The sequence below is a fragment of the Xanthocytophaga flava genome, from assembly GCF_030068545.1.
Lineage (GTDB): Bacteria > Bacteroidota > Bacteroidia > Cytophagales > 172606-1 > Xanthocytophaga > Xanthocytophaga flava.
In genome coordinates, this window is sequence record NZ_JASJOR010000006.1 from 70387 (window position 1) to 91583 (window position 21197).

The 21197-nt window shown below is 38.7% G+C and carries 14 protein-coding genes; 6 read left to right on the top strand and 8 right to left on the bottom strand.

Annotation, left to right across the window (positions count from 1 at the left end; translation table 11 throughout):
• Positions 1-200: 200 nt before the first annotated feature.
• From QNI15_RS10930 to QNI15_RS10940, 3 genes are all read right to left on the bottom strand, one after another.
• Entirely contained in the window at positions 201-1562 is a 1362-nt protein-coding gene (locus QNI15_RS10930; protein WP_313977092.1) for an ammonium transporter, read from the bottom strand.
• A gap of 294 nt (positions 1563-1856) precedes the next feature.
• Positions 1857-2450, bottom strand: a complete 594-nt coding sequence (locus QNI15_RS10935) for a DUF4468 domain-containing protein (protein ID WP_314031761.1) — start codon at positions 2448-2450, stop codon at positions 1857-1859.
• Positions 2451-2462: 12 nt separating this feature from the next.
• On the bottom strand, positions 2463-3656 hold the full coding sequence (locus tag QNI15_RS10940) for an outer membrane beta-barrel protein (RefSeq protein WP_314031763.1): 1194 nt from the start codon (positions 3654-3656) through the stop codon (positions 2463-2465).
• A 1062-nt stretch (positions 3657-4718) separates the two neighbouring features.
• On the opposite strand from QNI15_RS10940, the gene gltB reads away from it, so the two are divergent.
• Together gltB and QNI15_RS10950 are read left to right on the top strand one after the other, a co-directional pair.
• Positions 4719-9293, top strand: a complete 4575-nt coding sequence (gene gltB, locus QNI15_RS10945) for a glutamate synthase large subunit (RefSeq protein ID WP_314031932.1) — start codon at positions 4719-4721, stop codon at positions 9291-9293.
• A 116-nt stretch (positions 9294-9409) separates the two neighbouring features.
• The gene (locus QNI15_RS10950) at positions 9410-10912 is read left to right on the top strand and encodes a glutamate synthase subunit beta (RefSeq protein WP_313995304.1); all 1503 of its coding nucleotides are present in this window, start codon (positions 9410-9412) and stop codon (positions 10910-10912) included.
• A gap of 71 nt (positions 10913-10983) precedes the next feature.
• Here QNI15_RS10950 and QNI15_RS10955 read toward each other — a convergent pair whose 3' ends face one another.
• The 3 genes from QNI15_RS10955 to QNI15_RS10965 form a co-directional block, all read right to left on the bottom strand.
• Positions 10984-11955 carry a DUF4349 domain-containing protein gene (locus tag QNI15_RS10955; RefSeq protein WP_314031764.1) on the bottom strand — a complete coding sequence of 324 codons (972 nt, stop codon included), beginning with the start codon at positions 11953-11955 and terminating at the stop codon, positions 10984-10986.
• A gap of 184 nt (positions 11956-12139) precedes the next feature.
• Entirely contained in the window at positions 12140-12904 is a 765-nt protein-coding gene (locus QNI15_RS10960) for an SDR family NAD(P)-dependent oxidoreductase (RefSeq protein ID WP_314031765.1), read from the bottom strand.
• 61 nt (positions 12905-12965) lie between these two features.
• On the bottom strand, positions 12966-13697 hold the full coding sequence (locus QNI15_RS10965; RefSeq protein ID WP_314031766.1) for a YdcF family protein: 732 nt from the start codon (positions 13695-13697) through the stop codon (positions 12966-12968).
• A gap of 192 nt (positions 13698-13889) precedes the next feature.
• Here QNI15_RS10965 and QNI15_RS10970 point away from each other — a divergent pair, with 192 nt between their 5' ends.
• Together QNI15_RS10970 and QNI15_RS10975 are read left to right on the top strand one after the other, a co-directional pair.
• Positions 13890-14657 (top strand): WecB/TagA/CpsF family glycosyltransferase, encoded by a 768-nt coding sequence (locus QNI15_RS10970; protein WP_313977106.1) that lies wholly within the window; start codon positions 13890-13892, stop codon positions 14655-14657.
• Between the two features lie 86 nt (positions 14658-14743).
• Entirely contained in the window at positions 14744-15706 is a 963-nt protein-coding gene (locus QNI15_RS10975; protein ID WP_314031767.1) for an aldose 1-epimerase, read from the top strand.
• Positions 15707-15715: 9 nt separating this feature from the next.
• On the opposite strand, the gene QNI15_RS10980 is transcribed toward QNI15_RS10975, so the two are convergent.
• Entirely contained in the window at positions 15716-16510 is a 795-nt protein-coding gene (locus QNI15_RS10980; protein ID WP_314031768.1) for a lysophospholipid acyltransferase family protein, read from the bottom strand.
• 122 nt (positions 16511-16632) lie between these two features.
• Complete coding sequence (locus QNI15_RS10985) at positions 16633-17361, bottom strand: PrsW family intramembrane metalloprotease (RefSeq protein ID WP_314031769.1); 729 nt, start codon at positions 17359-17361, stop codon at positions 16633-16635.
• A 208-nt stretch (positions 17362-17569) separates the two neighbouring features.
• On the opposite strand from QNI15_RS10985, the gene QNI15_RS10990 reads away from it, so the two are divergent.
• Positions 17570-19924, top strand: a complete 2355-nt coding sequence (locus tag QNI15_RS10990) for a DUF2339 domain-containing protein (RefSeq protein ID WP_314031770.1) — start codon at positions 17570-17572, stop codon at positions 19922-19924.
• A 51-nt stretch (positions 19925-19975) separates the two neighbouring features.
• The gene (locus QNI15_RS10995; protein WP_313995328.1) at positions 19976-21169 is read left to right on the top strand and encodes a VWA domain-containing protein; all 1194 of its coding nucleotides are present in this window, start codon (positions 19976-19978) and stop codon (positions 21167-21169) included.
• Positions 21170-21197 lie beyond the last annotated feature (28 nt).

The window sequence follows — 21197 nt, forward strand, 5'->3', positions numbered from 1 at the left end:
CTATGAATAATACTCAATCTTTAGACCAATCAGTGAGGCTACCTTGTCTTTCTGAAAAGACTTTTGCCTTGTATTATGCATAGATAGGAAATCTGCTTGAATAAAAACGCATGCTTAAATTTATGATAACTTATATATAGTATAAAACAAAAGACCTTCCCGTTTGGAAAGGTCTTTTGTTTTATATAACCAAGTATCGATTATGCTTCCATCAGTACTTCATCGTGTTGGCTCACATCCAATCCTAAACGTTCTTCCTCTTCTGATACTCGTAGTGGAACGATTGCATTTGTTACAACCAACAATATATAAGATACAACGAATGCGAAAACAGATACAATTACCAATGCCAGCATATGTTTTAAGAATAGCGCTGTTTCACCAAATGCCAATCCATTTTCTACAACAGCAGAATTTACTGCGCTAGTTGCAAAAATACCTGTCATAACCATACCAACCATACCACCAACACCATGACAAGGGAACACATCCAACGTATCATCAATTTTTCCTGACTTAGCCTTCCAATGTGCAATGATGTTACTGATAATACCAGCAGCAGTACCAATAAAGATACTAGTAGGAATTGTTACAAAACCAGCAGCAGGGGTAATTGCAACCAGACCAACAACAGCACCAATACAAAAACCAAGAGCTGATAACTTTTTACCTTTAGCTACATCAAACAATACCCAAGACAGTCCAGCAGCAGCAGCAGCAATATTTGTAGTTGCAAATGCACTAACAGCTAAAGTACCTGCTCCTACAGCAGATCCAGCGTTAAAACCAAACCATCCAAACCAAAGCAAACCAGTACCTAAAAGGACAAATGGAATATTCGCAGGAGGATGAACTTCATTTTCAACCATAGATTTACGTTTCTTTAGGAAAATAGCAGCAGCCAATGCAGCCCAACCAGCAGACATATGTACAACCGTTCCACCAGCAAAGTCTAACACACCTAGTTTAAACAAAAATCCTTCCGGATGCCAAGTCCAGTGTGCAAGTGGGGAATATACAATCAAGCTAAATAATACAATAAAGAGTACATATCCTTTAAAGTTTACACGTTCTGCAAAAGAACCAGTAATAAGTGCAGGCGTGATAATGGCAAACTTTAATTGGAAGAAAGCAAATAATGCTAATGGAATAGTAGGAGCCAGAGACCAGGGAGCTTTTGCATCCAAAACGTTTCTAAACATAAAAAAAGTAGTAGGATCACCAATAAAACCTCCAATAGAATCTCCAAAGGCTAAACTAAAACCAACTACAATCCATAAAACACTGATTACACCCATGGACACAAAGCTTTGGAGCATAGTAGAGATAACGTTACGCATATTTACCATACCACCATAGAAATAGGCCAAGCCAGGAGTCATCAACAAAACGAAAGCTGTGGCTGTAAGCATCCAGGCAGTATCACCAGCACTTATTTCCCAAGGCTTTCCATCAGGGAAAGTCCCTTTTGTAAGGATTTCAGTAGGGACAGCAGGCAGGAAAACTGCTGCGAAACTCACCACAAGTAGAATAATGAGCGGCAAATAGGACTTTTGGTTCATGCAAGTAAGTGTTTAATTGACAAACAGTTAACGGTTTTAAGTTTAGAATTGGTTTTCTGTAGCTGACTATTATTACTTAAATAAGATTAGGGGCAGGATTGTTTTTTCAGGATATACTTAACAAATATACTATGTTTTAGATAAATTACCAACGAAAATAAGGCTTGTACAGATAAATTTACACTTATTTTTCGATAAACACCTAAAAAACAAAGGCTAAATTTCAAAAACACACCAATCAATATAGTAATTAAAGTAGCTTGGTCTATACAGTATAAGGACATCTACTTATAACTACCATTCTTTTACTGGACCTTTTGCCACTTTCTCCTGAACTGGATTGTATATCATGGCTTTCTTAAGGTCTGCAACTAGATTATTGACTAAAACATATGTTGCTTTTTTATTAGACTCCCAGTTTTTTTGCCATCCCGAAGCTTTTGCATCTTCTAAAGGCTTTATCTTTCCTGTAGGTACGACCTGATAATTTCTATTTTCGTGGTAATAGTGAAAAACAAAGTCTGTGAAGCGATACCGATATTTGTTTTCTTTTACTTCAATCTGAATCCTATAAGAGATTGAGCCATTTTGTCTTTTAGTTAAATACCCGGTTGCATAAACGGGGTATTCACTTATAGCAGTAAGTTTATGGCCATCGGCAGTTAATGAATCAACTATTGAGGTAAACTTCTGAGCAACCAGCCAGTTATAAGCATTTTGATGCAGCAGTTCTTTTGGAATCGAATCAGTTGAGTTAACCTCGTAAAAAACAATCTTGTTATTTTCGACAGGAAGTAGGCTTTGAGCATAAGACCAGCCAAGGATCATATTTAATCCAGCGATCAAAAGAATACGACTCCAAAAGAAACGTACTGATATCAATTTCATACTAAATAACTATTAGAACTTGTAGATGAATGCCAGAGTGAGAGTTGACTGAGTATTTTTGCTAAATACACCATCACTATCTTCAAATTTCTGATGTTGTTCATTTCCTCCACCAGATAGCTTAGGATAACTATCTAATCTGTACTCAGGCTTGATTAACAAGTGGCCATCTGCTAATGTAAAGTTTCCTGTTACTGTTACGGAATTTACGGTAGTACCGGCACCTAATCCATTTCGTACTCCTCTAACACCACTGGTGTTATCGAAATATTCATAACGAGCACCTAACCCAAACACATCCGAAATAGCAACATTACTATATAATGCTACACCTCCCCAAGTACTGGCATCTTGACCAGAGCCACCTTTTTCACTTCCCATGGCAGCATTTAATCCCATGAAGAATTTTTCTGTTATCTGGTAAGATGTAGTAAGGTCAAATAAAGAGTAATAAGCGCCATCAATGCTAGTCGATGAAGGAGCTTCGTTACTACCGATCCAGTTCAGATAGACATTCCAACCAGAAACAGGTTGCACATACAATTGGCTTATGATTGCTTTCGCACGATTATTATCATTTAGATTATCTATGTTATTGACTATCCCAGCCATTAAAGCAACTTTATCGGAGAAAGCATAGGTACCTTTTAAGCCTATGTGGTAGAAAGGCCCATTATTGAATAAGTTGGATAAGGAATAGTTGTAATTGATAGGAGCATCAATCACTTCATATCCTATATGAGTACCAAACTGTCCGGCAGTGAATGACAATTTGTCTGTTGCCTTATAAGTAAAATAAGCTTGTTTGATACCAAGCGCAGTAGAGCCTCCTCCTAAAGGACCAACATAATTTCCATAGTTACCCATATCTGCATTGGGACCAAATGTCAGATCAATAACGGCTTCAGACTTCTTGTTACTGTAAACAGCTTTTGTTTGTACTAATCCCAATGAGAATTGTCCCGCCACATAATCAAAAGCACGGGCATTTCCTCCTCCAACAGTAACTCCTTCATCTAAACCAGATGCTCCTGTATTGCGTCGTGAAAGAGGTTTATTAAAGTTACTCAGATAATAGGAATCTAAATAGCCAGAAAAAGTAAACTTTCCTTTATCCTCCTCTGTAGTTGCAGGTGTAGAATCTTGTGCGTTTGCATTAAAGAACAGAGCGGTGGCGGCCAAGGCCAGAAGTACAACTTTTCTCATAATGATAAAAGGTTCGATTTGATTACTTAATAAGGGTTAAGGGTGTAAATCATTTATGGGTTTGTATGATGAAGGAAAGGCAGGATCAAAAAGTAGATGTAAGATCTATTATGTAATAAGAGTATTCATGCTATTAAATTTTGAAAGAACTTTTAGGAGTTTATACTTAACTATTTCTCACAGCGGGAATGCTAAACTCAGAATATCTTATCAAAAAAACAAATTATATGTTAATTTTTTACCCAAAAACAATGTAAAATACTATTTTTCTAAAGAAACACCATATAAAAATGAGGCACAATCGCAGTTTTACATACATAAATTCGGATTTATACCTAAAAATTTAACTTCATATCCTCACTTTCACACAACTATCTGTCTGTTTGTTTCAAACCAGCAAAATATGTCTAAAAAATAACCTATTTAAAGAAAAAACATATAACATTCTATTTTTACAGTAGAAAATCAGTAGCAAAAATGAAAATATAAGACGTTTTTATTTCTAATAACCTTTATCATTCAGCTGATCTAGTAGGAGAAATAACTAGAAAAATCGGAGACCAATCAACACAAACCACACATTAATAAGTTTTTTTACTTATATCATTATTTTAGCAAAATATTATTCCAACAATCAGTTATTAAAAAAAAAATTATTAATCATTTTGTTGATAATCAATAAATATGAATAATTTAAGGAAGTCAAAAGTGACATCCATTAAGTATATACACCCAAGATTCACTATCAATACAGGCTAATACTACCCAAACTGCAAGAATAAAATTGAACTTTTTTTATTTTAAATTATCAAAATCAAATAATCTGATCAAAAAAAAGGCTACTCACATTGCATAACAAAATATTATATGTAATTTTCTAAACTATTTCATCAATAAATTTTATTCCGAATTAGAGTTTAACATCAAAATATAGCACCTACCCTAATGGAATCATTCAGAATTAAAGTTGGTTAACTATTTATAACCCAACTTTCGTTTGGTTTCCACTTTCCAGAGGATACTTTTTTAACAAAGAATTGTATTTTAATAAGTCAAATCATGATGAACGATCAGCACGAACAACTTCAGCCGGAGGGGCTCTATCATCCTAGTTTTGAACATGATGCCTGCGGTATTGGCTTTATTGCTAATATCAAGGGTCGCAAATCTCACCAGATTGTAGAAGATGGCATAAAAATGCTAACCCGTATGGAACATAGGGGTGCATGTGGATGTGAAGCCAATACAGGTGATGGAGCAGGAATTCTGATTCAGGTTCCACACGAATTCTTTCTGGATGAATGTACAAAACTTGGCCTGGCACTTCCTCCTTATGGAGAATATGGAGTAGGAATGGTCTTTTTTCCGAAGGATGAAAAACTACGTGAAGAATGCCGTACTATTCTAAACAGAAAGATTAAACAATTAAAGCTTGAGCTGATCGGTTATCGTGTTGTTCCAACCATGAATGGTGACATTGGAGAGAGTGCATTAGCTGTAGAACCACAGATGGAACAAGTCTTTATCAAAAGACCTCCACATATTACAAATCCAGATGAGTTTGAACGTAAACTATTTGTATTGCGTAACTACTCTACACGCGTTATTAATGAATCTGTTCAGGGACTGAAAGGTGATTTTTACTTTGCGTCCCTTTCTTATAAAACTATAGTATATAAAGGACAACTTACAACTGGCCAGGTTCGCCCTTATTTCCCGGATCTGCATAATGAAAATGTAGTGTCTGCCCTTACTGTGCTTCACTCTCGTTTTTCAACTAATACATTTCCATCCTGGAAACTGGCTCAGCCATTCCGTTATATTGCCCATAATGGTGAGATCAATACCGTTCGTGGTAACGTAACCTGGTTTACAGCAGCAGAAACTGAATTTTTCTCGGAGTTCTTTACAAAAGAAGAACTGGATATGTTGCGCCCTATCTGTAATCCAACTTTCTCAGATTCTGCCAACCTGGACAATGTAATTGAGATGTTGGTATTAACAGGTCGCTCATTACCTCATGTAATGATGATGCTTATACCTGAAGCTTGGGATGGTAATGAGCAAATGGACCCTGTACGTAAAGCATTCTACGAGTACCATGCATCATTAATGGAACCTTGGGATGGTCCTGCATCTATTACCTTCACAGATGGAAAGATTGTAGGAGCTACATTAGACCGTAATGGTCTTCGCCCTTCCCGTTTCTGTGTGACCAACGATGATATGGTTATCATGGCATCTGAAACAGGTGTTCTGGAAGTGGATGAATCTAAAGTAATTAAGAAAGGACGCCTTCAACCAGGCCGTATGTTTATTGTAGATATGGAACAAGGCCGTATCTTATCAGATGAAGAAGTAAAAGATCAGATTTCTTCACGTAAACCATACGGAGAATGGTTGAAACAGAATAAGATTAAACTGGCTGATGTGCCTGAACCAGGTGGAAAATTCCGTCCACTGGATGAGAAGACGCTTTTAAAAAGACAAATTGCTGCTGGCTATACATCTGAAGATCTTAAGTTTGTTATTGGCCCAATGGCTATGACCGGACTAGAGGCTTTAGGTTCTATGGGGCTGGATACACCTCTGGCTGTTTTATCTGATCAAAGCCAGCATTTGTCCAGTTATTTCAAACAATTGTTTGCTCAGGTAACTAACCCTCCTATTGATCCAATCCGGGAGAGAATGGTTATGTCCCTGATTTCATTCGTAGGTGTTTCCAGAAATCTATTAACAGAGACACCAGAACATTGCCATACACTGGAGCTACCTCAACCTGTACTAACCAATCAAGATCTGGAGAAGATTCGTTATATAGATCATAAAGGCTTCCAGACTAAAACTATCTATACCTATTTCAAAGCAGATGGTCAGCCGGATGCATTGGAAAGAGGTCTGGAAAGATTGTGCCGTTATGCAGAAGATGCAGTAGTAGATGGATTCGCTATTATTATATTATCAGATCGTAGTTTTGATAGCAGTCATGCTCAGATTCCGTCTTTATTAGCAACTGCAGCTGTGCATCATCACCTGATTCGTAAAGGACTTCGTGATAATGTCGGAATCATTGTAGAAGCTGGAGATGTATGGGAAACACATCACTTTGCTACGCTGATTGGGTATGGAGCCTCTGGTATCAACCCATATCTTGCTTTTGAGACTATCTCTGATATGAAACGCAAAGGCAGACTGGAAACCGAACTGGAAGAAGATTATTTGCATAAAAATTATATTAAATCTGTTGGTAAAGAATTGCTGAAAATCTTTGCCAAAATGGGTATATCTACGTTACAATCTTATCAGGGAGCTCAGATTTTTGAAGCGCTTGGTATTCATAAAGAAGTAATAGATACTTATTTCACTCGCACAGTTTCACGTATTGGAGGCTTAAAACTGGATGATATTGCACGTGAAGTATTGATTCGTCATCAACTGGCATTCCCAACAGACCCGATACCAACACAACGTTTGGAAGTTGGTGGCGTGTATCAATGGAAACAACGTGGAGAGCAACATATTTTCAATCCACAAACAATCCATTTATTACAGGAATCCTCAAAACGCAATGACTATCAATTGTTTAAGAAATACTCAAAACTAATTGATGATCAAACACAAAAGGCACTGACTTTGCGCGGTATGCTGAAATTCAAGCCTGGCAAGTCTATTCCTATTGAAGAAGTTGAACCAATCGAAAGCATCTTTAAGCGATTTGCTACAGGGGCTATGTCTTTTGGCTCTATCTCATGGGAAGCTCATACAACATTAGCTATTGCGATGAACCGGATTGGAGGAAAGAGCAATAGCGGTGAAGGAGGAGAAGACGAGCGTCGTTTTGATAAACAACCAAATGGAGACTGGTTAAACTCTGCGATTAAACAGGTAGCATCAGGCCGTTTTGGTGTAACAAGCTATTATCTAAGCAATGCACAAGAATTGCAGATCAAAATGGCTCAGGGCGCAAAACCAGGAGAAGGTGGTCAGCTACCAGGACATAAAGTAGATGAGTGGATAGGACGTACACGTCACTCTACTCCAGGAGTAGGTCTAATTTCACCACCACCACACCACGATATTTACTCAATTGAAGATTTGGCCCAGCTGATCTTTGATTTAAAGAATTCGAATCGTGATGCCCGTATCAGTGTTAAACTGGTATCTGAGGCAGGTGTCGGAACTATCGCTGCGGGTGTTGCTAAAGCACATGCAGATGTGGTACTGATTGCAGGACACGATGGAGGAACAGGAGCATCTCCACTAAGTTCTATCCGTCATGCTGGTTTGCCATGGGAGCTTGGATTAGCGGAGACACATCAGACACTGGTAAAAAATAAACTTAGAAGCCGTATCGTAGTTCAGGCTGACGGACAAATTCGTACAGGTCGAGATCTGGCTATTGCAGCATTGCTTGGAGCAGAAGAGTTTGGTGTAGCCACAGCAGCATTAGTAACTGCCGGATGTATCATGATGCGTAAGTGTCACTTAAATACATGTCCGGTTGGTGTAGCTACCCAAAATGAAGAATTACGCGCTTTATTTACTGGTAAGCCTGAGCATGTAGTGAATATGTTTACATTCCTGGCAATGGAACTACGTGAGATCATGGCAGAGCTTGGTTTTCGTACAGTAAATGAAATGGTAGGGCAGGTAGATCGTCTGGAGCCACGTGATAATATCAATCATTGGAAACACAAAAACCTGGATTTCGCCGCAATCCTGCATAAAGCACCTGTAAGTCTGGAAGTAGGTTTGTACAAACAGGAAGAACAAGATCATGGCATTGATGCCATTCTGGATCTTGAACTGATTCGTCAGGCTAAAGTTGCCATAGAAGACAAAGTTTCAGTAAAAGGCGAATTTGAAATTCAAAACATAGATCGTGCAGTAGGTACTATGCTTTCCAATGAAATTTCTAAGAAATATCTGGGAGAAGGATTACCAAACGAAACCATCCATTATAAGTTTACAGGCCACGCCGGACAAAGTTTTGGTGCTTTTGGAGCCAAAGGACTGACTCTGGAACTGGAAGGAGATGCTAATGACTATGTGGGGAAAGGATTGTCCGGAGCAAGACTTGTTATCTACCCTGATCGTAAAGCAACCTTTGTTCCATCTGAAAACAGTATTATCGGAAACGTAGCATTTTACGGAGCTACAGCTGGTGAAGCCTATATTAAAGGGATGGCTGGTGAACGCTTCTGTGTACGTAACTCAGGTGTGAAAGCAATAGTAGAAGGTGTTGGAGATCATGGCTGTGAATATATGACAGGTGGGGTTGCAATTATCCTAGGTAGTACTGGACGTAACTTTGCAGCAGGAATGAGTGGTGGTGTAGCCTATGTTTGGGATAAGGCCGGAGATTTTGAAAGTAAGGTGAATAAAGAGATGGTAAATCTGGAAAGGCTTACACCAGAAGATGAAACTATCATCCGGATGTATGTAGAAAATCATGCAACATTTACCAAATCAGAAGTTGCCAAAGATGTATTAACAAGCTGGAATGATGTTATCAAGCAGTTTGTAAAAGTAATGCCTGCTGACTTCAAAAAAGCACTGGAAAAGAAAAACATCAGCCTTTCCGAACAAATCCAGAACAAGGAAATTGTATACGGGAACTTTTTGGCAAAAGTCTGATAGTTTACCAGAATCAACTATCTGTCTTTATAACAATATGTTGTAAAGACAGATATACCCCAAACATTCAATAATTCTATTAATCAGTCATTTATTCACACAGATAAGCGATAGATATGGGAAAACCGACCGGATTCCTGGAGTTTACAAGAGAGCTGCCAGAAAAACGCAAGAAAGAAGAGCGTGTAAAAGATTATAATGAGATTGAAAAAACGTTTTCGACTGAATTAGCCGAAAAACAAGCTGCCCGTTGTATGAATTGCGGAGTTCCATTTTGTCATAATGGATGTCCGCTAGGAAATATTATTCCCGAATTTAATGATGCCGTATATGCACAAGATTGGGCTCTAGCCTATGAAATTTTAGCATCAACAAACAATTTTCCTGAATTTACAGGACGCATTTGTCCTGCACCTTGCGAATCATCCTGTGTATTGGGAATTAATAAACCTCCTGTTACAATTGAGGCAATTGAACGCTACATTATTGAAACAGCTTTTGAAAAAGGATATGTTCAGCCAAATCTTCCTAAATTCCGTACAGGCAAAAAAGTAGCCGTTATAGGTTCTGGCCCTGCAGGTTTGGCAGCAGCAGCCCAACTGAACAAAGCAGGTCATCTGGTAACCGTATTTGAAAGAGCAGATGCAGTAGGAGGCTTATTACGATACGGTATCCCTGATTTTAAATTAGATAAAAAAGTGATTGATCGCCGTGTGGAAGTAATGGAGGCAGAAGGAATCACTTTTAAAACCAATGCCAATGTAGGCGTAAACGTACGTACAAAAGCTTTACTGGAAGAGTTTGATGCAGTAGTGCTTTCTGGTGGATCTACTGTAGCCAGAGATCTTCCAATCCCTGGACGTAATCTGAAAGGTATTTATCCGGCAATGGAATTCCTTAGCCAGCAAAACAAACGAGTAGCTAATCGTCCGGTAGCAGTAGATCATCGGGGTGTTAATTACGAAAATGGAGAATTGTTAGCAACTGGTAAAAATGTAATTGTAATAGGTGGTGGTGATACAGGTTCTGACTGTGTAGGTACATCCAACAGACATGGAGCTAACTCTGTTACACAAATCGAATTGATGCCAATGCCTCCTAAAGAACGGGCAGAAAGCACACCTTGGCCACACTGGCCGATGATGTTGCGTACTTCTACTTCACATGAAGAAGGTTGTAACCGGCACTGGGCTATTCAGACAAAAGAATTTGTAGGTGATGAGAATGGCAATCTGAAAGCAATCAAACTAGTAGATCTTGAGTGGAAAGTAGAAAACGGCCGTTCTATATTTGTTGAAGTAGCAGGTAGTGAACGTGAGATTCCTTGTGAACTGGCATTGCTTGCCATGGGCTTTTTACATCCACAACAAGAAGGTATGTTAAATGAACTGGGTGTTGAATACGATGAAAGAGGCAATGTGAAAGCACAAAACTATCAAACCAATAATGTAAAAGTATTTGCAGCTGGCGATATGCGTCGTGGACAGAGTCTGGTAGTTTGGGCAATCTCTGAAGGCCGTGAGGCTGCTCGTGCCGTTGACGAATACCTGATGGGTCACAGTGAACTGGAAGCTAAAGCCGTTTCAATGCTTAATGCACAGAAATTTGACTTTGCTTAATGTATAAGTCTTCTCAAATAAAAAGAGCCATCCTACGATAGGATGGCTCTTTTTATTTGAGAATGTTGGTATCAGGATTTTTCCAGTGGGGCTACAGTCACTCTACTCTTCTTACCATATCGACGATATAATATCCAGGCTATGCTACCTATCACAAATAGAAACCATAATCGGGAGAAGAAAATTACTATCTCTTCAAAGATATACCACCCATCGACTAAAGATTCTTTGAGCCGGACAAATAAACCAGGTTTATAGCTTTCTATATTGTTAGGGTTCACAATAATTTCTCTAAAAACAGTCTCCCGCTGATAGATTTGTAAATGAACAGTACTATATGCAATCTGATCCTCCAAGCCCAAAGTATGAACTCTTGACTGATCGAGTCGATTTTGCCTATCTAACAGGTTTTCCTCAGCCGTCGTACTTTCACCCAGTTTTTTTCCTCGTTTATCGATATTCTGAGTCATCCGATTTTCATAACTTTCCAAGCGTTTCTGTTGCAACTGATTGGATAATAAATCAAATCCTGCATCTTCTGCTTTCACTACCCTATAATCCAGAAAATCGACCAGGCTATTCAAACTACGCATCAGGCTATCAAGCTTGGCATTAGGTATACGCAAAGTTATATTATTGGTAACGGTATAGGTCTTTACTTCCAGAGTAGAATCAGAACTGACAGGAACTGACTCAGTTCGATCAACAGATGACTGAAGATTGGAATTGGTAATGAAGCCGTCGAATTTGGCAGTCAGATCTTCTATCTGATTTGTCGCACTTCTAACATTTTTCACTTTACACTTTACATCTGCAGTACGGATAAATTTTCGTCCCGTTTTTTCCAGATTATTTTTGCTATCAAGTGTAAAGTTTGCATTTTCTTCTGGTTGAGGAGATGCATTTGCAGCTACAGCTACGGTATCCGTCATGGCAGCGGATTCTGAGACATAAGAATCATCTCTTTCTTTTTTAGAGGAACAGGCGGTAAACCCAATAGAAAGAAAGATAGTTAAATAAGCGAAATACAGTGGTTGTTTCATAGGTAGTGAATAAAAGTTAATTAAAACTCAAACACTTACATAATACCATTGAGTACTATGCAGATGAAAAACATGTATATCGCGAAATACGATTTTAATACAGAGGCAATAGAAAGGTAACCTCAGAAAGGATCACAATATTTCTACTTACCAGCATCTTTTCGAAAAATGCAGTTTCTGTTTTTTATTCATAAGGAGAAGGACTTAGAGCTGACCATCCACCATCAATAACAAGACATTGACCTGTAATCTGCCCAGCAATAGGAGAGGTCAGAAACAAAGCTGCCTCAGCTATATCCTGTACAGTTCCCGGTCGTCCCATAGGTGTGATTCGGGACCATGTATTTATATACTCTTTGTCTTCGAGCGTACGTTCGGTCAAAGTAGCACCAGGCGCTATACAATTGATGGTAATCTGATGTGGAGAAAGATCCACAACCAGGTTTTTGGCTAACATCTCTATCCCCGCCTTGGTCATTCCATAAGCTGCCAGATTTTTGTGTGACTGATGAGCCGTAACAGAGGACATCAGTAAAATACGTCCACCCAAGCCTTGAGCTATCATTTGAGTAGTTGCCTTCTGAGTCAGAAAAAATGTTCCAAATAAATTTACTTCCAGTAATCGTTTCAAAGAACTCGGTTGATATTCCAGGAAGTCCCCAAAGGTGGTAATACCCGCATTGGCTATCAGAATATTTAATTGACCAAATTCTTTACTAGCTGTTTGTACCAGTCGTTCAATTGTTTCCAGTTGACTCGAATCACCTCCACATGGCTTACAAATCCCTCCAGCATCCTGAATAGCATCTGATGCTTTTGTACATAGATGCTCATCAATATCATTTAAAATAACTTTTGCGCCGTTAGAGGCTAGCTGTCGGGCTATTTCGAATCCAATACCTACTCCTGCTCCAGTAACAATGGCAACCTGATTACTAAAATCGTGCATAAAATATTATTTTAATCTATTGACCAGATTTCTGATACAAGTTTTTTACTCATTACAATAGTTAAAGATACCCTGCTCCCCAATAACTTATATACCCAATCCATTCATGCCACAGTGTAGACCATTTCCCCAAAGCACTTTCAGAAGGCAATAGCCAATAATCAGGAGTCCACTTACGTCCTGAACTATAGAAATCAGTAGTAAATACAGTTACAGGAACATTGGCTTTCTCAAAACAACCTTTAGCACGTCTCATATGAAAAGCGGATGTTACCAGTAAATATGATTTACCAGGGAAGCGTTTTTCCAGCACTTTTGCAGAAAACAATGCATTTTCATGTGTATTACGAGATTTATTTTCAAGTACAATAACGCTGTCTGGCACACCGGCTAATTTTAGTATGGAAGCCAATTCTTCTGCTTCACTTTCATTCTTGTTCCGGTTTACCAATTGACCAGAGCCGCCACTAATAAGGAAATATTTTATTTTTCCGATCTTGTACAATTGCAAAGGATGCAAAATACGATCTGCTCCTTTGGCAAAATAGACCCGATCCTGAGGCTCACGCTCTGTATCAGTTACGCCTGTAAGAACAACAGCTACATCATGAGGCGCCAAATCTGCTATTGGTGTAACAGAAATTTCCCAGGCACGTATAGCTTCATTAACGATCAGGTTGTTGGTAAATAGGATTAATAAAATAAACGCTATTTTTATGGCTCGATTTTTTAGCCGGGGTACCTTTGTCCAAAAACTGTAGAGGAACAAACCTACAATCCAGGTGATGGGCATTAAAATATAGAATAAACTTTTGGATAGAACGAAGAACATGTATAACCTTTCAGATGGAAATATAGATTTTCTGGCAAAATACTATATTTTTAATTGTAAAAACGTGTATCTATCTATTTCTCAGCCTGTATCTTAATAATCAAACATCTGCTTTAATTTACCGTATACTATTCCATACATACTTCAGTAGCTATGACCACATCTGTTACCGTTTCTGCCAATCGCAAAAGAATCATAAGTTTGGATGTAAGCCAATTATCTTATGATGAAACAACCCGGGAAATTCTGGACCTGGGAAGCAGTCATACACCTTCCTATGTATGCTATGCCAATGTGCATATGACCATTGAAGGGCATTGGTCACCTGCGTTTGCAGAGATAGTAAATAATGCAAACATCGTAGCTCCTGATGGAGTACCTCTGGCTAAAGCATTCAAATCATTATATGGTGTGTCTCAGGAAAGAGTAGCAGGTATGGACATGTTACCCTCTTTGATTGCTGATTGTGAAAAAGAAGGATTGTCTATTTATTTTTTTGGAACAACCAATGAAACATTGGACGCGATGAGAAAACGAATCGAGAAAGATCACCCCAATTTACGTATTGCAGGTATGTTCTCTCCTCCTTTCGGTTCTCTTAATGCAGCTAATAATGAGAAATATGCTCAGATGATCAACGACTCTGGCGCTAATCTGGTTATGGTAGCACTAGGTTGTCCCAAACAGGAAACCTGGATGTCTCAAAACTACAAGAAGATCAATGCCGTATTGCTGGGTGTGGGAGGCGCTTTTGATGTATATGCAGGGGTACGGAAACGGGCTCCTTCCTGGATGCAAAAACTAGCACTTGAATGGTTATACAGACTGGCCCAGGAACCGAAACGAATGTTTAAACGCTACTTTGTCACAAACAGTACCTATATATGGCTTCTGAGTAAACAAATTATGGCTAAAAAATAAATAATTTGGCTCTAAGCTCTATTGTCTTTTGCACCAGAAAATAAATCTGTGAGTGCACTAATTTTTTGACATTAAATTCTAGATCAGTGTTTTCGATTCATACGGATACTTTTGCCGGATATACGCGCTATTTGTTAAAGAATGAGCAAACAAACGAAACCATTGCTGTACTTCCTGAATATGGAGGACTTATTCAGGAACTCGTACTGTCATTAAATAACCATGCTTATTCTATTATTGATGGTGTTACAGAAGAAGACCTTCCCGGAAATATGTGGTATAAGAGTTCTCTTCTGTTTCCTTTTCCAGGCAGAATCAAAGATGGTATCTATACATTTGAAGGAAAAGACTATCAGCTACCCATTAATGAACTGATGCGCAAGAGTGCCTTACATGGTCTGATAGCAGATAAGTCCTTTCAGATTATACGTACGGATATAAAAAATGACAGAGCCATTCTGGAACTTGCATACACTTATACAGGACAACTTACAGGCTATCCATTCCCTTATACATTAACTGTAAAGTATACACTTCTTTCTAATCATGTATTCCGGATGGACATTCGTGTCCAGAATACAGGAGCAACCAATATGCCTATGGGATTTGGATGGCATCCTTATTTCAAAACCGGATCACGAGTAGATCAGTTACGAATTATTTTACCTTCTAAAAAATACTATGAATTAGATGCGTTTGTTGTTCCTACAGGCAAAATCAAACAAATGCAGGGATTTACCGCAGCAGCATTTCAGAAAGGAGGAAACCAGATAGCGGGCAAACAGTTTGATCATGGGTTCACAGGAGGTCAATACAAAGGATCGGCAAAGACGTTGCTCCATGATGAATTACAAAATCTGACAATCTGCCTTACTCAATCCCGTCATCACGGATTTAATTATACACAAGTATTCACTCCTTCACATCGCAACAGCATTGCTATAGAGCCACAAACCTGTATGGCAAATGTATTCAATAACGAAATTGGCTTACTGGTGCTAGAACCGGGTAAAGAGTGGATAGGTGATATTACGGTTCATCTACAATAAATACATAGGTTATCCAAAAGAGGTCTTAGGCTCCAGAAAAATATTATCCTCCTCTGCTCCGTAAGCATTGTAATAATCCAGTGCTTCTTTCATCTGGCTATAAACTCTTTCTTTTAAGACAGCCACGTCCTTCATTGTTAGTCCCTCAACAGGCACAGGTTCCAGAAAAACAGTTGTAATAGTACCTGGACGAAGTTCAAATTTTATTCGTGGTAATAAGTTCCGGCTATTCAGAATTACCATTGGAAGTACTGGCGTCTGTGTTTCTATTGCCAGCCGGAAAGCACCATCATAAAAAGGAAGCATAGGCTGGTCTGTAGTGTTCATACTTCCTTCCGGAAATATAAAGACAGAAATTCCCTGTCTCAGCTTATCCTTCAGAGCATTCATACTTTTAATGCGACTGGCAACACTACTTCGATCTACTACAACTACCACATACGGATAAAGCCATCCAAAAACAGGAATCTTCTTCATTTCTACCTTCCCTAAAGGACGGCATTGTCCTGGTATGGCAGTTACAAATGCAGGTGAATCCAAATAAGAATTATGATTGGCTACATATATATATGGCTGTGACTGATCTATTTTATGGCGATTAATGGTCTTAAAACGGATAAAGCTGGTAAGACCGAACCCATATCCCCAGAGTTTTAGAAAAATATAAGATATACGTCCTCCCAGCTTCTCTCCCAAAACAAATGGCAATACAACCAGTGGTAGTGAGAGTGTCATAATAATACAGAATGTGGCAACTGCCCAGAAAAGATATATTTTCAATACTGCTCTTTTGAGAAAATCCATAGTATGCTATTAGAGGAAAAATGGTTACAGAGCCTGTACCCCATTAAAGAGACGATCGGTGACACATCTGATAAATTTAACAAACGGTTTATACTATCTATCAAAAAGCTAAAGTTGTTTAGTTAACTATTGACTTCCTGCTTTTCTGATTCTACAGGATGCCGCTGGTGATTAAATGGTGAGTTATAATTATGCAAACGAATGGCACGAATGGATAACCAGATTCCAATAAGCAGAGAAATTATTCCTCCAAAAGCCATGATCGGATAGCTTTCGACAAAGAAGAAAAAGTCATACGAAGCATGTAATAACGTTGCACTAGCTAAACCTATCATTTTATATAACCCGATGTTATAATTATGCTTGAATTTTGCAGCGCCTACAAAATAGCCCATAGCAACAGCAAAAGTAGCGTGAGCAGGTACAGCGGTAAACATTCTGAGAATGGCAACTTCAAAACCACCTTCTATTACGTAAAATATATTCTCAAATGTAGCAAAACCCATTGCAATCATTACTCCATAAGTAATTCCATCAAAAGGTTCATTGAACTCTTTTTTGCGATAGGCAAAAAACACCAGGCACATATATTTACACCACTCTTCTGTAAAACCTACTAAAAGCGCTTTAGAGAAGGTATCCGGAATATCTTTTATATCATCTATATTCCAACCCAGCAGTTGCCCCAGAAAAGCTTGAATGAAAGTAGCTGCCAGTGCGCTAACAACACCCAGAATAAATGTTTTTACCAATAAATGTAGCGGTTCCTTATCCAGCTTATCCTTCTCATAAATAAAGATCGCAATTGCCAATCCGGGCGCTATGGCTAATGCCAGCAAAATAAATGTCATGTGAGTAGAAAGTAACTTCTGCAAATGTACACAGGAATACCATATTAGCGTACTAAAGATTTGTTCTTGTATGTCAGGACAAAAGACTTCCTGTTTTTTTAGGTAAATTACATGAAAATAATAAAATTTCCGCAAACTACTTCTGAGAACCAAGTCTTTTTGAATATATCCACTTGAATAATCTGACTTTGATTATACAATACATCTTATGAATCAGGAAGAAAAGATAGCACAACTACTATCACGACTGGAAAAACTAACCCAGGTAGCTACACAACAACAGATAGAAATTGCACTTTTAAAGAAAGATATTTCCAGCCTTATCAGTCAAAGTCTACAAGATGGAACAAAGCCAATTTCTCATGTAGAGGACAAAACGCCTGTTTTAGAGATCTCTCAGGAGAACCTGGAAGAAGAACCACGCTTTACTCAAAAAGAAACCGAGCCTGAACCGATTCCATTAATGCAGATCACGGCACCACACAACAGACCCCGTATCACACCGGAACAATCTCAGAGCTCACCCAAACAATCAAAAGAAAGTCTGGAAGCATTTATTGGTGGGAACCTCATCAATAAAATTGGGATACTGATCCTGGTTATCGGATTGGGTATTTTTGTAAAATATGCCATTGACAATAACATGGTTGGTCCTATTGGACGCATTACAGGTGGCTATCTCGCCGGATTAGCCCTTTTAGGATTGTCATATCGCCTAAAAAACAAATACTCAGCTTATAGTGCAGTTTTATTAAGTGGAGGCGTAGCTACGCTGTATTTCACTACCTATTTTGCCTACGATTTTTATGCACTGCTTCCACATGCGCTAGCATTTGCCCTGATGGTAGCCATTACATTTTTCACTGTATATGCTGCCACTCTATATAATCAGCAGGTAATAGGTGTTATTGGTCTGGTAGGTGCCTATGCCGTACCTATGCTCCTCAGTCAGAACTCAGGCAAGGTGGCGATTTTGTTTACGTATATGGGTATGGTTAATATTGGTGTAGCATTTGTGGCCTATTTCAAGAAGTGGTCCTGGATGAATACAACCGCCTTTGCCATCACATGGATTATAGTGATTACCTGGTTTGCCGTTTCCTTTACACCTGACAGACATCTGGCTATAGCGCTTGGATTTCCAGGCATGTTCTTTCTTATATTCTATGCAATCTTTGTATTTTATCAACTACCTTATCAGAATATACCACAGTCTAATTCTTTCTTCATCGTCACAAATACGATAATCTTCTTTCTCATTGGATATTCTGCTCTGGAACAAGCACATTATACTCATCAAACTGCATATTTTAGCCTGGGTATCTCTTTGGTGCATGCTATCGTAGCCTGGCTTATGCACCAGAAAAAGCTTTCTGCTATCTTATTTTATCTGGCAGTAGGTTTATCGTTGTTGTTTTTTACAATGTCTATAGACCTTTACTTTAATGGTTTATCAGTCTCTCTACTATGGGCTTTAGAAGCACTGGTTCTGTGTTGGGTAGCCATCAAAAGCAGAGCAGCTTTCTATATTTATTCATCCGTTATTCTTGTTGTTATCAGTACTTTGAGTCTCTTTCAGTTATGGGAAACAGCCTACGTAGAATCGAATGAATTAGGTTTCTTTACCAATCGGTATTTCTGGTCTGGAATGGGTGTCGTTTTTTCTCAGGCTGGAATGCTCTGGTTGACTAAAAAAGATACATCAGACAATAATCCCTTACTTCCACTCCCTATTTATTCTATTTTTTCTAATGGACTGGCAGGTTGGGCAATACTTCTGCTTTATGGAGTTATGTCGCTGGAGATAAACCACTGGTTTAATTATAAGATATTCCTGGTATCTAAAACACAAGATATCTTTGCAGGTATTACTCTCTTATCAGATGAAAAGTCCATCTGGCAACTTATTTTCTCTGCTGTATATGTCAGCGCTCTTCTATGGATAAGTAAACGATATTTGAAAGAAAAAGGATGGAAGATAGTATCTCTGCTGTTGGGCTATGTAATTGTGTTCGCTTGGTTTATTGTACATTTGTCATCTGCAGAAGAGATCCGGTCATTGTTTTTAAAGAACAATGCTACAGGTTCAGCATTAAGTTTGCGGTATGTGTCCTACCTGGCTACAGGACTTTGTCTTTACCTGATGTATCTTCAGGGACAGGAGATCTATACCCGAAAAGATTTTGGGCGAAAAGCACTATCGGTCCTGATCCATTTCTTTTTTATCAGCGTATTAAGCTTTGAACTACGTAACATAGTAATGCTTCTTAGTGATAATCCTGTAAAAGCAGGGGAACGCATTCTGAAAGCAGGAACAAGCATTTTGTGGGGATGTTATGCTCTGGGACTAGTAGCTGCAGGTATCCGTATGAAAGATAGAACTACCCGATTTATTGGTATTTTGCTATTGGCAGTTACCTTGATTAAACTTTTTGCAATGGATATTTCTTTAATCTCAAGATTGAGCCAGATTATTGCTTTATTGGGATTGGGTATATTGCTTATGATTATTTCATTTTTATATGTACGCTTCAAAGATGTTATTATGTCTGAAGATGAATAATGCGATAGTACATTGAGAATCAATTCCGAAACGAAAAATAGTTTACTATACATGCAACAACACGAAGAAACACTAAAACGCTGGAGACTGATGTTGGGTGGAGAAGATGCAGATGGTACAGGAGCCCAGTTGGAAGGAGAATTAGCACAGATGGATGCTGCACTAGGTGCCTTATATGAGTTTGAGCGGAAAGGGAAATTCCAATATGGTGAAAAAAGTAAGCAGGGTGGCTCTGAAGGCTCTAATCCAAGTGTAGCCCGCTGGCTTGGAGACATTCGCAAATATTTTCCTCAATCGGTAGTTCAGGTAATGCAGAATGATGCCTTAAAAAATGAGAGCCTTAAACAAAAAATGATGCTTGAGCCTGAAATTCTGGAACAGGCTAATCCTGATGTGCATCTGGTTGCAACCCTGATGGAGCTTGGTAAACTCATACCTAGTAAAACCAAAGATACAGCCCGCCGCGTAGTACAGAAAGTAGTAGATGAATTGCTTGAGAAGCTAGCTCAAAATACAATTCAGGCCATTCAGGGAGCTATCAATCGTTCTGTAAAGAACCGCAGACCCCGCTACAATGAGATTGACTGGAATACGACTATTCGTAAAAATCTGAAACACTATCAGGAAGATTACAAGACCATTATTCCGGAAGTTCGTATTGGATATGGACGCAAAACCAAAAAATCACTGAGAGACATTGTATTATGTATTGACCAGTCTGGTTCTATGGGTACCTCTGTAGTATACTCAGGCATTTTTGGTGCTGTTATGGCATCATTACCCAGTGTTTCTACCAAAATGGTTGTTTTTGATACTGCTGTAGCCGATTTGACAGAAGATTTAAAAGACCCGGTAGATTTATTATTTGGTGTGCAGCTGGGAGGCGGAACAGATATTAATAAAGCATTAGGTTATTGTCAGGAGATTATTACCAAACCCAATGATACAATTCTGGTATTGATAACCGACTTGTATGAAGGAGGTAATGAGCAACAAATGCGAAGAAAGATAGAAGAGATTGTCAGTTCAGGTGTACAGGTAGTATGTTTGCTGGCACTGGATGACCAGGGAGCTCCTTCGTATGATCATGGCAATGCTAAGTTTCTGGCAACTCATGAGGTTCCTGTATTTGCCTGTACTCCGGATATGTTTCCGGATCTGATGGCTGCAGCCATTTCCAAGCAAGACTTAAATCAATGGGCGGGAGATCGGGATATTGTACTTAAAGGAACCAAAGGTCAGTGATAGTACTCCTATAAAACAAAACAGGCGA

Coding starts and splice junctions, on each gene's coding strand:
- QNI15_RS10930 (WP_313977092.1), bottom strand. CDS start 1,562: ATGAACCAAAAGTCCTATTTGCCGCTCATTATTCTACTTGTGGTGAGT.
- QNI15_RS10935 (WP_314031761.1), bottom strand. CDS start 2,450: ATGAAATTGATATCAGTACGTTTCTTTTGGAGTCGTATTCTTTTGATC.
- QNI15_RS10940 (WP_314031763.1), bottom strand. CDS start 3,656: ATGAGAAAAGTTGTACTTCTGGCCTTGGCCGCCACCGCTCTGTTCTTT.
- gltB (WP_314031932.1), top strand. CDS start 4,719: ATGAACGATCAGCACGAACAACTTCAGCCGGAGGGGCTCTATCATCCT.
- QNI15_RS10950 (WP_313995304.1), top strand. CDS start 9,410: ATGGGAAAACCGACCGGATTCCTGGAGTTTACAAGAGAGCTGCCAGAA.
- QNI15_RS10955 (WP_314031764.1), bottom strand. CDS start 11,955: ATGAAACAACCACTGTATTTCGCTTATTTAACTATCTTTCTTTCTATT.
- QNI15_RS10960 (WP_314031765.1), bottom strand. CDS start 12,904: ATGCACGATTTTAGTAATCAGGTTGCCATTGTTACTGGAGCAGGAGTA.
- QNI15_RS10965 (WP_314031766.1), bottom strand. CDS start 13,697: ATGCCCATCACCTGGATTGTAGGTTTGTTCCTCTACAGTTTTTGGACA.
- QNI15_RS10970 (WP_313977106.1), top strand. CDS start 13,890: ATGACCACATCTGTTACCGTTTCTGCCAATCGCAAAAGAATCATAAGT.
- QNI15_RS10980 (WP_314031768.1), bottom strand. CDS start 16,510: ATGGATTTTCTCAAAAGAGCAGTATTGAAAATATATCTTTTCTGGGCA.
- QNI15_RS10985 (WP_314031769.1), bottom strand. CDS start 17,361: ATGACATTTATTTTGCTGGCATTAGCCATAGCGCCCGGATTGGCAATT.
- QNI15_RS10990 (WP_314031770.1), top strand. CDS start 17,570: ATGAATCAGGAAGAAAAGATAGCACAACTACTATCACGACTGGAAAAA.
- QNI15_RS10995 (WP_313995328.1), top strand. CDS start 19,976: ATGCAACAACACGAAGAAACACTAAAACGCTGGAGACTGATGTTGGGT.